This window comes from Flavobacterium sp. UBA4854, from assembly GCF_002399805.1.
In the GTDB taxonomy this organism is placed as follows: Bacteria; Bacteroidota; Bacteroidia; order Flavobacteriales; family Flavobacteriaceae; genus Flavobacterium; species Flavobacterium ginsengisoli.
This window is the reverse complement of sequence record NZ_DHEI01000046.1, coordinates 1-13766: the sequence shown is the minus strand read 5'-3', so window position 1 is coordinate 13766 and position 13766 is coordinate 1. Positions and strand designations below refer to the sequence as shown.

Annotated in this window: 11 protein-coding genes and 2 pseudogenes; 2 read left to right on the top strand and 11 right to left on the bottom strand. The window is 33.9% G+C overall.

Annotated elements, in window-relative coordinates; genetic code table 11:
* Both B3J44_RS06475 and B3J44_RS06470 read right to left on the bottom strand, forming a co-directional pair.
* A pseudogene (locus B3J44_RS06475) lies at positions 1-104 on the bottom strand (mevalonate kinase); the annotation flags it as partial.
* A gap of 50 nt (positions 105-154) precedes the next feature.
* Positions 155-1255: a diphosphomevalonate/mevalonate 3,5-bisphosphate decarboxylase family protein gene (locus B3J44_RS06470; RefSeq protein WP_286966972.1), complete on the bottom strand. Its 1101-nt coding sequence runs from the start codon at positions 1253-1255 to the stop codon at positions 155-157.
* 152 nt (positions 1256-1407) lie between these two features.
* Between B3J44_RS06470 and B3J44_RS06465 the strand changes: the two genes are divergently transcribed.
* Entirely contained in the window at positions 1408-1884 is a 477-nt protein-coding gene (locus B3J44_RS06465) for a TspO/MBR family protein (RefSeq protein WP_286966967.1), read from the top strand.
* Between the two features lie 53 nt (positions 1885-1937).
* Entirely contained in the window at positions 1938-2918 is a 981-nt protein-coding gene (locus B3J44_RS06460) for a tetratricopeptide repeat protein (RefSeq protein WP_286966961.1), read from the top strand.
* On the opposite strand, the gene B3J44_RS06455 is transcribed toward B3J44_RS06460, so the two are convergent.
* From B3J44_RS06455 to B3J44_RS06415, 9 genes and pseudogenes are all read right to left on the bottom strand, one after another.
* Positions 2902-3609 carry a hypothetical protein gene (locus B3J44_RS06455; RefSeq protein ID WP_286966959.1) on the bottom strand — a complete coding sequence of 236 codons (708 nt, stop codon included), beginning with the start codon at positions 3607-3609 and terminating at the stop codon, positions 2902-2904. The two genes, B3J44_RS06460 and B3J44_RS06455, sit on opposite strands and share 17 nt — an antisense overlap.
* Positions 3610-3682: 73 nt before the next feature.
* Positions 3683-4357, bottom strand: a complete 675-nt coding sequence (locus tag B3J44_RS06450) for an MBL fold metallo-hydrolase (RefSeq protein WP_286966955.1) — start codon at positions 4355-4357, stop codon at positions 3683-3685.
* 61 nt (positions 4358-4418) lie between these two features.
* Positions 4419-4991: a Crp/Fnr family transcriptional regulator gene (locus B3J44_RS06445; protein WP_286966952.1), complete on the bottom strand. Its 573-nt coding sequence runs from the start codon at positions 4989-4991 to the stop codon at positions 4419-4421.
* A gap of 3 nt (positions 4992-4994) precedes the next feature.
* Positions 4995-5642, bottom strand: a complete 648-nt coding sequence (locus tag B3J44_RS06440) for an HAD family hydrolase (RefSeq protein ID WP_286966944.1) — start codon at positions 5640-5642, stop codon at positions 4995-4997.
* A gap of 6 nt (positions 5643-5648) precedes the next feature.
* A complete protein-coding gene (locus B3J44_RS06435) occupies positions 5649-6857 on the bottom strand; it encodes an NAD(P)/FAD-dependent oxidoreductase (RefSeq protein ID WP_286966939.1) in 1209 nt (402 codons plus the stop codon).
* 190 nt (positions 6858-7047) lie between these two features.
* Complete coding sequence (locus B3J44_RS06430; RefSeq protein ID WP_286966938.1) at positions 7048-7731, bottom strand: glycerophosphodiester phosphodiesterase; 684 nt, start codon at positions 7729-7731, stop codon at positions 7048-7050.
* A gap of 184 nt (positions 7732-7915) precedes the next feature.
* Positions 7916-9579, bottom strand: a pseudogene (locus B3J44_RS06425) (alpha-amylase family glycosyl hydrolase).
* A gap of 281 nt (positions 9580-9860) precedes the next feature.
* The gene (locus tag B3J44_RS06420) at positions 9861-11726 is read right to left on the bottom strand and encodes a glycoside hydrolase family 13 protein (protein ID WP_286966933.1); all 1866 of its coding nucleotides are present in this window, start codon (positions 11724-11726) and stop codon (positions 9861-9863) included.
* A 105-nt stretch (positions 11727-11831) separates the two neighbouring features.
* A partial coding sequence (locus tag B3J44_RS06415; RefSeq protein WP_286966931.1) for a glycoside hydrolase family 97 protein occupies positions 11832-13766 on the bottom strand: 1935 nt, incomplete at its 5' end.

The window sequence follows — 13766 nt, the reverse complement described above, 5'->3', positions numbered from 1 at the left end:
GCGCCATTGTAAAAGTTATAAGGGATAGAAAGTCCTTTAGAGTCGCGGATAATTCCGTATTCTCCAAAGAGTAATATTTTTGAGTAAAATAATGGTCCTTTCATGATTTATTTTATGTCTTTCTAATAAAAAATTTAACTAAAGATACGGAAAATTATAATGCAATTGCACCGTGTCCAATTTTGTCGCAAATGTATTGACTATTCTGACAAAATACAACTAATTCGACCTGAATAAATTGAAGTACTTTTTCGCTAACGTTTTCAGGATACAGTACATGCACATTGGCACCGGCATCAAGTGTAAAACACACCGGAATTTGGGTTTCATTTCTGAATTTCCAGATTGCATTTATGATTTGAAGCGTATTTGGTTTCATTAAAATGAAATATGGCATCGATGTCATCATCATAGCGTGTAGTGTCAATGCTTCACTTTCTACCACTTTTATAAATTCATTTAGATCTCCGTTTTCAAAAATGGCAATTAATTTATCTAGATTTTCGTGTGCTTGAGCAAAACGTCTTTCAGCATATGGATGATTGTGCATTAAATCATGTCCAACGGTGCTCGAAACTTGTTTTTCGCCTTTGTCAACCAATAAAATAGTATCTTGATAATTCTTGAAGTTTTCATGAATTGTATATGGAAATTCAACTCCAAACAAATCTGTACTTCCTTCAATATTTTCCTGATTTCCCCAAACTACCACATTTCCCTTTACGCTTCGGCAGGCACTTCCAGAGCCTAAACGAGCTAGAAATGAAGCTTTTTGATAAAAATATTCGTCAGTCATTTCAGGATTCAGCTGTTTTTCCAAGCTCATAAAATTCATTGCCAAAGCTGCCATTCCAGAAGCCGAAGAAGCAATTCCTGAACTATGCGGAAATGTATTTTGAGTATCGATTGTAAAATGATAGTCTTTCAAAAACGGCAGATAAACCTCAACTCTTTCCAAAAACTTCTGAATCTTTGGTTTGAAATCTTCTTTTGGTTTTTCTTCAAAAAGTAAATCAAAAGAAAAACTATTTGTCCCGCTAAGCGGGGTCGAAGCGTCTTTTTTAGAAAAGGCAAGTTTGGTTATTGTTTTACAGTTATTTAAAGTAAAACTAACAGAAGGATTTGCTGGAATCTGGTTGTCTTTTTTTCCCCAGTATTTTACCAAAGCAATGTTGCTTGGCGCACTCCATTCAAAGTTTCCGTTTTCTATTGTTGAAGTATATGAATTTGGTATAAAATCAGATGCTGAATACATGAATTATAAAATTTTGGCAAAGATAACTTTTTCATTTTTCCACCATATAAGTTATATAAGAAATTATAAGCGGAATTTGCTAAAATGAACTTACATCACTTATATGGTTTAAACTTTTCTTTTGACTATTTTTGAATTCAAAATTTGATACCATGAATAAGTTCGTAAAGATCGCCATAGCATTAGTAATTTGTTTAACAGTAGGATATTCTGCGAGTTTGGTTACAAGACCAAGTATTGAGACTTGGTACATAACGTTGGAAAAACCAGTTTTTAACCCGCCGAATTGGATTTTTATGCCAGTTTGGACAGTGCTTTATATTTTTATGGCAATTGCTGTGGCATTAGTTTGGGATAAAATAAAAGAAAATACAGAAGAAGTAAAAAAGGCATTGCTATTCTTTATAATTCAATTGATTTTAAATTCAATATGGTCTTATTTATTCTTCGGACTAAAAAATCCGATGTTAGCTTTAATCGAAATTGTGCTTTTATGGTTGATGATTTACGAAACGTATTTAAAATTCATCAAAATCAATAAAATTTCAGGTTATTTATTAATTCCATATTTAGCTTGGGTTGGATTTGCTACTGTTTTGAATGCCAGTATTTGGTGGTTGAATAAGTAGTTTTGTTTCTAGGTTTTAGGTTCTTTTTTGTTTCAAGTTTAATTAATTACTTTATGAATAGATTTAAAATCTTCCTAGTTATTTTGGTTTTGATATCATTTAAAGCTTTTGCTTGTTTGAATGGTGAAACCAAAATTTTAAAAAATGGAGCTTATGCTTATCAAGATTATGATGGGATTAATCCTCAAGGACATTACTTTTTCAAGGGAGATTTTCCAAGATTGATTATTGAACTTGACAGCTTATATAAGAAGACGAAAGATCTAGATTATCTATCTGATAAAGGATATCTTTTAATTGTTCTAGGAAAATATGATGAAGCTCTAAAATTATATCTTAACATTGAAAAAATTAAACCTAATAGATATTCCACAGCATCTAATTTAGGAACGCTTTATGAATTAATGGGTGAAAACCAAAAAGCCTACGATTGGATTAAAAAGTCTATTGTTATAAATCCTAAATCTCATGAAGGATCAGAATGGCTTCACTTGAAAATATTAGAAGGAAAAATCAAGAATTTAAAGGATGTCTCAGGTCAGTTTTTAATTAATACAAATTTTGGAACTTCACGTGAGCCTAAAACAAAACTGTCTCAAAAAGAGATTGAGGAATTGGCACAATCAATTTATTTTCAGGTAAATGAAAGAATGTCGTTTATAGAGCCAAAAGATAAAATTATTTCTATTCTACTCTTTGAACTTGGCAATCTTGCAGAATTGTTAGGAAAAAATAACAGTGCGCTTGAGACTTACAGAACTGCAAGAAATTATGGTTATGAGGGAGATTTGATTGTAGAAAGAATGATCAATAGCGCCCAAGGTGAAATTGACTACTATAGTGAAAGAGCTCAAAGTTACGGTTCTCAACTTCGTGCATTAAGAGAAAGCAAAGGGAACATATATTCAGGTTATATATCTCAAATAGAAACAATTATTATTATCCTTTCGGGAATAATACTAATTTTATTAATTGCTTTTGTTGTATTTTTTATAAAATGGAATAAGCTAAAAAAGTTTACCTCAGCTTCTTAAACTCTTCGTTTTTAGTATACAAGAAATCCATAATAGTCAAAACATTTGGGTTCTCCAGAAGTGTTTTTGATTTCGGATCTGAGTCGCAAAAATCAATGAAAAGTTCTTTTTCTTCGGGCTTTAGTTTTAAATTTTTAATGAAAAAATCGGATGGACAATAAGCCTTTATCAGTTTCTTAAAACGGTCATCTGCAACTTCAATTGGTTTTTTCTGTTTACCTTTTAAAGGAAATGAAACTCGAAGAGCTTCTCTAATGGTATTATCACTAACTCCTGTGTTCCAGAATAAATCTTTGGCATTTTTACTTATTAATACATCTGCAACGTCATCAGCACTAATCTTAACTTTGTCAAATTCAACCTTAGTTATTACAACTTCATTCAATTCTTCAGGTTTCAAAATCATATTTACAACCATGTTGTTTTGATCTATGTTTTCCTGAGAAATTTTAAATCTTTTAAAGAAATAGTCTTTGGAGTAAAAAAGCAGGCTGTCTTGTGGACGGACTAAAATTGAAAATTCACCTAGCTCATTTGTTCTTGTGCTAGTTTTAGCTGTTTTGTTAATCACCTCTACTTTATTAAGCGGAATGTTTTGCGCAAGAACTTTTCCGTTTAATAGTTTTTCTGTTTGAGAAACGCTGAGCTGATAAGTAAAAATAGAAATTGTGGTAAGTAATTTTACTCTCATATAGGATTAATTAGTTGAGAGTAAAATTATTATAATAGTCTTAATGAAAACTTACAGAATCTGTAAATTCTTGTTAATTAAACACGATCGAGTTTTTGAAATTCTCTAATTCTCCATTGTTAAATAAAACAGGCCCGTGACCAAAACAAAGTATTTTTGGTTTTAGCGAAGCCAATTTTAGAATGGATTTTCTATTGGTTTCTTTGTCAGCAGTAAACAAATTTGGTGGTTTATGTAAACCGACTTTTGTAGTTAAAAGGTTCATATTGGTCATCACATCTCCAACAATTAAAACACCGTCTTTTTCTCTAAAAAAAGAGATATGTCCGCTTGAATGTCCTGGAGTTTCGATAACTGTGAATCCACCAATTTGATCGCCCTCTTTTAAGATTTGAGAAACAGGATGTCCTTTTCCTGCCCAAAAGTTTTTCTGAAATTTCGAAATAAAATGATTCGGATTTGGGTATTCTGTAATTACATTTCCGTTTTCGGCAAATTCTTTTTCAGGTTCGCTACATAAAAGCGGAATATTCAGAGTTTCGCATATTGTTTTACTGCTTCCCTGATGATCGGCGTGTGCGTGCGTTAAGGCGTGTTTGGTTACCGTTTTGTTTTTTAAAGTTTTTAAAATTGTATTTGCTGAAGTTCGAATTCCTGCATCAATTAAAACATCTTCAATTACATAACAATTAATGGCATTTCGTGGAAATAAAGGGATTTGGTAAACGTCTTTGGCAATATTCTTCATCTTTTTGAAATTTTATTTTGACAAAGATTTGAATTCCGTTTTTCAATCCACTTGATAAATGTTAAGAAATGTCTTGACGGATTCTGCTTAAAGATTCTGGCGTAATTCCCAGAAAAGAAGCGATATAAATTAGAGGTGTTCGTTGTATTATTTTGGCTGGAGCCGATGTTAGAAAAGTCTGGTATTTTTCTTTGGCAGGAATCATTTGTAGTTTTAAAACCCGATCGGCCATACATAGGTAGTTCTGTTCGGCTAAAATTCTTCCGACACGTTCCCAATTCGGAATTTCGTTATACAAAAACTGCATTTTTTCGAAAGTAATCGAAAGCACTTCACAATCTTCAATGCATTGAATACTTTCAAAAGAAACCGATTGATTTATAAAACTGGAATACGAAGCAATAAAACCTTCATCACAGCTTAAATAAGTGGTAATTTCTTTTCCGTCTTTCAGATAATAAACTCGTGCTAATCCTTCAACAATAAAGAAAATCTTGTTGCTTATTTTTCCCATTGAAGAAAGATATTCTTTGGCCGTGAATTTTTCGTATTCAAAACAAGAATCAATCCTTTCGATTTCATTTTCAGAAAACGAAGAGATCGATAGTATTTGTTTTTGTAATTCAGCATTCACTATTTACAATATTTCAATTAATTCCGAAGCATTATTGATAACCGCTTTTGCACCGCTGTTTTTCAATTCTTGTTCTGTTCTGTAACCCCAAGTTACGCCAACAGGAAACATATTAGCGTTTACTGCCGTTTTCATATCAATATCAGAATCGCCAACGAACAGGATTTCTTCTGGTTTTAAATTCCATTTTTTGCTAATCTCAATCGCCTCAAACGGATTTGGTTTTTTAAGTTCTTCTGTGCTTAAACCAACCGCAATATCAAATTGTTTTGGGAATATTTCTGATGCTATTTTCTTCGTTAATTCATCGGCTTTGTTGGAGAAAACAGCCATTTTGATATTTTGTGAAGTCAGGTTTTCTAGTAACTCTACAATTCCGTCATAAGGTTTTGTTTTGAGCGTACAGATTTTAGTGTATTCATCGACCATACATTCAAAACAACTTTCGATTTCATCATCAGAATTGTTTGTGTCTGGCAATGCTTTGCTTACCAAATTTCGTAAACCACTTCCGATAAAATATTGGTAAGTGTCGTAAGTATGTGTGGGGTAACTTAGAGCAGTAAGCACTTTATTCATCGCATCTGAGATGTCTTCTAAAGAATTGACTAATGTCCCGTCTAAATCAAAAATAATTCCTTTAAATTTCATTTTGTATTAAATATTTTGAGCCAGAATGAACCCGCTTGTCCAAGCATTCTGAAAATTAAATCCGCCTGTAATAGCGTCTATGTTTACAATTTCACCAGCAAAATAAAGGTTTTCATGAATTTTGCTTTCCATGGTTTTGAAGTTGATTTCTTTTAAATCGATTCCGCCAGCGGTTACAAATTCTTCTTTAAAAGTACTTTTTCCGTTGACTTTAAATTCAGCTTTTGTTAATTGTGAAGCTAGGTTTTGCAATTGGTTTTTAGATAAATCTGCCCATTTCGTTTCAGAATCAATTCCCGAAGCCAGAACCAAACTTTCCCATAAACGATTCGGAAAGTCGAAAGGAGATTTTTTAGAAACGGCTTTTTTAGCGTGTTCTTGTTTTAAATCTTTCAGGATTTTTTCGGTATCTTCAAAATCAACATCATTTAGCCAATTCACAAAAATGGTAAACTGATAATTTTTGTCGTGCAGAATGCGTGCGCCCCAAGCCGAAAGTTTTAAAATCGCTGGACCGCTCATTCCCCAATGTGTGATTAATAAAGGGCCTGTAGATTCTAGTTTCGTATCTTTTACATTTACGGTTACTTGTGCAGCAACACCAGGTAATTCTTTAATTCTGGAATCTTTGATATTGAAAGTAAATAGGGAAGGAACGGGGCTCACAACGGCGTGACCATGTTCCTGAAGCATTTCCCAGATTTTAGGATTACTACCTGTTGCCATTACTAATTTTTCGGCAGCATAATTATCAGTTTGTGTATCAATTTTCCAATGATTTTCTTTTTTGAAAATGGATTGTACGCTTTGACCTGTCAAAACTTTTATGCCTAGTTTTTCGGTTGCTTTTAAGAAACAATCGATAATCGTTTGTGAAGAATTAGAAACTGGAAACATTCTGCCGTCTTCTTCGATTTTTAATTCGACACCGTGTTTTTCAAACCATTCAATGGTATCTCCAGAACAAAATTGATGAAAAGGCCCGCGAAGTTCTTTTTCGCCACGAGGATAAAATTTAACCAACTCGTTGGGTTCAAAACAAGCGTGTGTAACGTTGCATCGTCCGCCGCCAGAAACACGGACTTTAGAAAGCACTTCTTTTCCTCTTTCTAAAATAGCAATTTTGAGTTTCGAATTCTTCTCTGCAATATTAATTGCGGTAAAAAAACCTGCAGCGCCTCCGCCAACGATGATTATGTCGAAATTTTTGATCATATTTTTTTTTGGTTGCCACGAATTGCACAAATTGGCACTAATTTTTTTTCTGCCACTCCTGATAGCTATCGGGATAAAACGATTTACACAGATTTAAGTATGAATAAATTAATTCGTGGAAATTCGTGAAATTTGTGGCGAAAAAAAAATCCTTTTAATCCTAATAATCTGTGGCTAAAAATTTTATACTTTATATTTTATCTGGATTATCAGAGATAATTCCGTTTACTTGATAACTTTTTACTTTTTGAATGTCTTCTTCTGAGTTTACTGTCCAAGGTAAAACCAGAAAACCTTTTTCCTGCATTTGTTGCACATTTTCTTTATTCAATAAATTAAAATCAGGATGAATGGCTTTTGCTTTTATTTTTTCGGCGAAAGCCAAAGCAGTATCTATATTTTCTTCTGTTAAAACACCAATTGGGATATTTGGATTTAAGTTTGATGTTTCTTCCAGCATATTCCATTCGAAACTCGAAACTATAAATTGATTGTAATTCCAGTCTTTTTTTGAAACATATTCTTCAATTAAGCTGACAACTTTCGGTGCAGTTCCTAAGCCTTTTAATTCGATATTGATCAGGCATTTTTTGTCAACCAAATCAAAAACTTCGATTAAAGTTGGGATTTGGTATTTTCCATCAATTAAAAATGATTTTAATTCTGCTAGAGTAAAATCACCCACTAAACCTTTTCCATTGGTTGTTCTGTCGATGGTTTCATCGTGAATTACGATGATATGTCCGTCAGAGCTTAGGTGAACATCAAGTTCAATTCCGTCTGAATTTAGGTCTAACGCTTTTTGAAAAGCTTGTAAAGTATTTTCAGGTTCGTAGGCTTTGGCGCCTCGATGTGCAATCTTTAAAACATTCATTTTATAAAGGTTCAGAGTTGCAAAGGTACAAAGGAGCAAAGGAAAAATAATAGCCACAGATTAAAGGATTAAAATGATTGTCAAAATCTGTGCTAAATTATGTCTCTCGCAGATTTAGCAGATTCGGCAGATTGCTTTTAAATTATCTGCTCAATCTCCTAAATCTGCGAGAGGAAAATATTTTTTAAATCTCTTCTAATAAAACAATATCAAAATCATTGTCAATAATCACTTTTCCATCAATTACTTCAACTTCTTGATTCGAGTAAGTGTCTTTTAGTTTTGTTCCGTTTGGAAAGATGTCACCGATTGGAAGTTCTTTTCTGCCTTTTGGTAAATCTACTCCCATAACAACTTTATCTGTAAAAGAGCCGTTTCGTAAATATTCTGGAAAAAGTATAAGGATACGGATTAATCAGTTTGTGAATTCCAGCTCCAACGGCAGGATGATTTCGTCTAAACTGACCTAATTTCTGCCAATGTAAAAGTGTTTTCTGCGTTTCAGGATTATTCTGAATATCCTCCCAATTCATATTAGAACGTAAAGTGGCATCGCCTTGAGTTCCTTCAATAACTAAAGATCTAGCTGATTCGTCTCCATAATAAACTTGAGACATTCCAGGAGAAAGCAATAGTTTATTGGCTGTTTCAATGCTTTTTGTTCTGTTGGCATCAAAAGGCTGTCCGTCGTCGTGAGAAGACATATAATTAAGAACAGAATAGCCTTTTAAATCATTATTCAAATGCATTCGAATATTTAGAAAACAAACCTTCGTAATCGTTTTGAGCAGCATTCCATTTAAACTCAAAATTGATCATGCTGTTGAAACCATTTTGGAAATAATTGACTTTTCGATCTCCAAAATCATAGTCCTGCCCTCCGCTAATTCCGTAGCCATAAACCTCGGCAATTGTATAAAATGGGTTTTGATCTAAAACTTGCATCGGATGATGTTTTTTCCAAGTTTCAAAAGCGTACTCACATTCTTTTTTAAAATCTGCCCAAACGTTTTCGTCGGTATGTTTTACAGTATCTCCTCGGTAACCATCAATTCCAAATTCTAAAATATAATCTGTAAGCCATTTAATGATGTAATATTTTGGTGTTCTTGGATAATTTGTTCTTTTGAAAAATTCATCCAAAGAAGATACTTCTTTTTCGTAACGACCTTCTTTTTTCCATTTTTCAATTAAGAGAGGAGGGAGCGCTACTTCCTGAGTACTTTCTGTTCTAACATCCGGAAGATTATCAACCAAAGTACACATCGTTGTATTTTCGAACGATTTGTAATCGCAGACAACGCCAGTTCTTACCCAATCTGAAGGCCAAACTGGATCTTCTGGAGTTACTGGACCTGTATGATTGATTACGCCATCGAGAATTATTCTGATTCCTTTTTCGTGTGCCTTTTTTACCAAGTTGGCTAAATCTTGTTTTGTTCCGAAGTTAGGATCTAAAGCAGTCCAGTCTTTTGCCCAATAGCCATGAAAACCATAGCTAAGTCCAGTTCCTTCATCAACACCATCGTGAATCTGTTCTACAATCGGCGTAAGCCAAATGGCATTGATTCCTAGTTTTTCAAAATATCCTGATTCTATTTTTTTAGTGATTCCGATAATGTCACCGCCTTCAAATCCGCGTAGTTTTCCGGGAGTTTTAGTTCGGTTAAAATTGACATCGTTTGAAGTATCTCCGTTGTAAAAACGATCTGTAAGTAAAAAATAAACATTTGCGCCTTCCCAAACGAAAGGTGTTTTCGAAGTATTATTCATTGTAACTGATTTTGAGCCAGAACAACTCATTGTTAAGTATACTAAAGATAAAAAAAGGAAAGTGTATTTTTTCATTATTTAGGAATTTTTTAGACATACATTATGTTGAAAAAAATAGCCACAGATTAAAGGATTTGAAAGGATTTTTTTCTTCTGTCACGAATTGCACAAATTTTCACTAATTCAAGTATGATAAATAAATTCGTGGAAATTCGTGCAATTTGTGGCGAACAAAATCTGTGTTAATCTGTGTAATCTGTGGCAAAAAAAAGTTTCTCGCAGATCTCGCAGATTCGGCAGATTTTCTTTTTTAATTATCTGCTTAATCTGCAAAATCTGCGAGAGAATAAATATTGCTATTCTAATTCTAAAACCAAAGCTGATTTTGGTTCTAAAGTAATTTCAGAAGCTAAATCGAATGTTTTTCCTGTGATAACATCTTTACCAGATTTAAAGTTTTTGATGCTTTCTTTGAAACGGTTTGTTTTTACAACTTGTTCTTTAGCATTATTATTGAAAACGACCATTACCGTTTTAGCATCTGTATATCTGAAATAAACATAAGTGTTGTTTTCAGGAATATAATGCGTCATTTTTCCGAAATGAACTGCTTCGTTTGTTTTTCTCCAGCTGAATAATTTCGAACTGAAATCAAAATAAGCTGCCTGTTCTGGAGTTCTTCCTTCTTTTGTAAAAGCATTGTTTTTATCGCCAGCCCATCCGCCTGGGAAATCTTGACGAATATCGGCATCGCCGCCTTTACCTTTATCTCCGCCCATTCCAATCTCTGAACCGTAATAGATTTGCGGAATTCCACGAACTGTTGCCAATAAAGTCATTGCCAGTTTGTATTTTGGTAAATCATATTTGAACTTTTCGTTCATACGATCTGTATCGTGATTTTCGGAAAAAACCAAAATGTTATTGGTATTTGGATATAAAAAATCCATTGCAAAATTGTTGTAGAATTTAATCAATCCGCTGTCCCAGTTTGGTTCATCTTCACTGAAAGCAGAAGTGATTTGGCTTTGAAGCGTAAAATCCATTACAGAAGGAAGGTTTGAATTGTAGTTTTCAATCGCACCAATTTTACTGTCTTTTTGCCAAAAAGCTAAATTCGCTTGATTGTGCATCCAGATTTCACCCACAATATTAAAATTAGGATATTCATCTGTAATAGATTTTGCCCAATTTGCCATAGCAGTTTTGTCAGAGTAATTATAAGTATCAACTCTAAAACCATCAAGATTTGCAAATTCAATCCACCAAATAGCATTTTGAGTTAAATATTTGGCAACAAGAGGATTTCTTAAATTTAAATCCGGCATAGAAGGTACAAACCAGCCATCAACACAAACTTCCTGATCTATTTTTGAAGCATGGATATCTGTAATTACTTCACGACGGTGATGCGTTTGCGTGAAAGTTTCGAATTGATTGAACCAAGTTTTAGTTGGAATATCTTTCATCATCCAATGGGTAATTCCCCAATGATTCGTTACATAATCCATAACCAATTTCATATTCTTTTTGTGCATTTCTGCAGAAAGACGAGCATAATCGTCATTCGTTCCGTAACGTGGATCAATTTTGTAAACGTCCGATTGTCCGTAAGTATGGTACGAATGCTGTTTGTCGTTGTCTTCGCACAAAGGTGTGCTCCAAATTGTGGTTGCACCAAGAGACGAAATATAATCTAAGTTTTTAATGATTCCTTCGATATCTCCGCCATGACGTCCGCTAGGATCTTGACGATTTCCTTTTTCAGTTAAAGAAGCGTCGCTATCGTTTTTCGGATTTCCGTTTGCAAAACGATCCGGCATGATTAAGTAAATCAAATCAGATGCATCGTAGCTTTTTCTATCGGCAGAATTCGCTCTCCTTTCTTTAAGCGTATATTTTTGTTTAAAGGCAACTTTATTATTGTTTTTGAAAGAGAAAATCAATTCAGAAGCTTTGACATCTTTTGTATCGATGGTTACGAAAAGATAGTTTGGGTTTTCTGTTTTTTCTACATTTTTGATCGCAACATTGTTGGAAACTGAAGCTTCGTATTGTGCGATATTTTTTCCGTAGAACATAATCTGCAGTTCCGAATTTTTCATTCCTGCGTACCAAAATGGTGGTTCTGCTTTTTGGATTTGCGCTTTCGCGGAAGCGGAAAACAACAGAACCATTAAAACTATTTTATAAAATATGTGGTTAATTTTTAGGTTATTCATAGTAAAGATGAATTTAAACCATATAAGAAATGTAAGAACATTTAAGACAAAAACTGGGGAGATTTCTATTTAAATGGACTTACATTTCTTATATGGTTTATTAAATTATTTTGTTTCAATAATGCTTATCGCATAACCTCCTCCTGGAGCAGAAAACTGAGATAATTTTGATTTATTGGTTACAGCAATTTTCTTGATTGTGTAAGCTTGCGGATTAGTTTTGTAATGCGCATCTTTTGCATCAGCGTAAATTGTTGCGGTATATTTTTTACCTTTCTCAAGGAAACTGAAATCAATGTTTGATGTACGTGGCGTTTCTCCGTTTACGTTTCCAACAAACCAGTTGTTTGTTCCTTTTGCTTTACGAGCAACAGTGATAAAATCTCCTGGCTCAGCTTCAATATATTTACTTTCTGACCAATCTACAGCCACATCTTTAATGAATTGGAAAGCATCTGGGAAACGGTTGTAGTTTTCTGGAGTATCTGCCGCCATTTGCAACGGACTATACATCGTAACATACAATGCCAATTGGTTACAGATTGTACTGTTTACATGCGATTTGTTGTCCGGATTCATTTTGCTGATATCCATTTCGAAGATTCCCGGAGTATAATCCATTGGACCACCAATTAAACGTGTAAATGGTAAAACTGTTACGTGATTTGGTTTTGAACCTCCAAAAGCTTGGTATTCTGTTCCTCTTGCTGCTTCGTTTCCAATTAAGTTAGGATACGTTCTAGCGATTCCTGTTGGACGAACTGCTTCGTGAGCATTCACCATAATTTTATAATCAGCTGCCTTTTCGATAGCGTATTGATAATGGTTTACAATCCATTGGCTGTAGTGGTTTTCGCCTCTTGGTAAAATATCACCTACGTAACCGCTTTTTACAGCATCGTATCCGTTATCATTCATGAATTTGTAAGCTGCATCCATGTGACGCTCGTAGTTACGAACAGATCCAGAAGTTTCGTGGTGCATGATGATTTTTACACCTTTAGATTTAGCGTATTCGTGAAGACCTTTTACATCAAAATCTGGGTAAGGAGTCAAGAAATCAAAAACATAATCTTTAGAATGTCCAAACCAGTCTTCCCAACCTTCGTTCCATCCTTCAACTAGAACAGCGTCGAAACCATTTGCAGCAGCGAAATCAATATATTTTTTTACGTTAGCATTGTTTGCTCCGTGCGTTCCGTTTGGTTTTGCTTTTGCGAAATCTGTAACACCTAATTGAACTGTTGGGTAATCGTTTGTGTATGACCAAGAGCTTTTTCCTGTGATCATTTCCCACCAAACACCAACATATTTTACTGGTTTAATCCAAGAAGTATTATCAATTTTTGATGGATCGTTTAAGTTATAAGTCATTTTTGAAGCTAAGATTTCTCTAGCATCATCGCTCACAATAATCGTTCTCCAAGGCGAATGATTTGGCGCTTGCATATGACCTTTATCTCCTTTTGCATCTGGCGTTAACCAAGATTCGAAAACTAAATTTTTATCGTCTAAATTCAAGTGCATACAAGAATAGTCAATCAAAGCTGCTTCGTGTAAGTTGATGTAGATTCCATCAGCTGTTTTTAACATCAAAGAAGTCTGAACTCCTGTTGGTGAAAAAGATTTTTGAGAAACGTTTGCTGTATATGCTTTCTCAGATAAACCTCTAATTTCTGATAATTTAGATTTTGTATAATCGTATTCCTGAGTGTCATAATCTCCTGGAATCCAGAAAGCAGTATGATCTCCTGTCATAGCAAATTGAGATCTTTCTTCTTTAATTACAAAATAGGTAAGATTCTTTTGTGCTGGAAATTCATATCTAAATCCAAGTCCGTCGTCGAATAAACGGAAACGGATAACGATTTGTCTGTCTGTTCCTTTTTGGTTTAAAGTAACAGCCAATTCATTATAATGATTTCTAATGTGATCTACTTCTCCCCAAACTGGTTTCCAAGTTTCATCAAAAGTTGAGGTTTTAGTGTCAGCAATTGTAAAATCATTCAATAAAGACTTTTTATCATCTTTAAGTTCAAG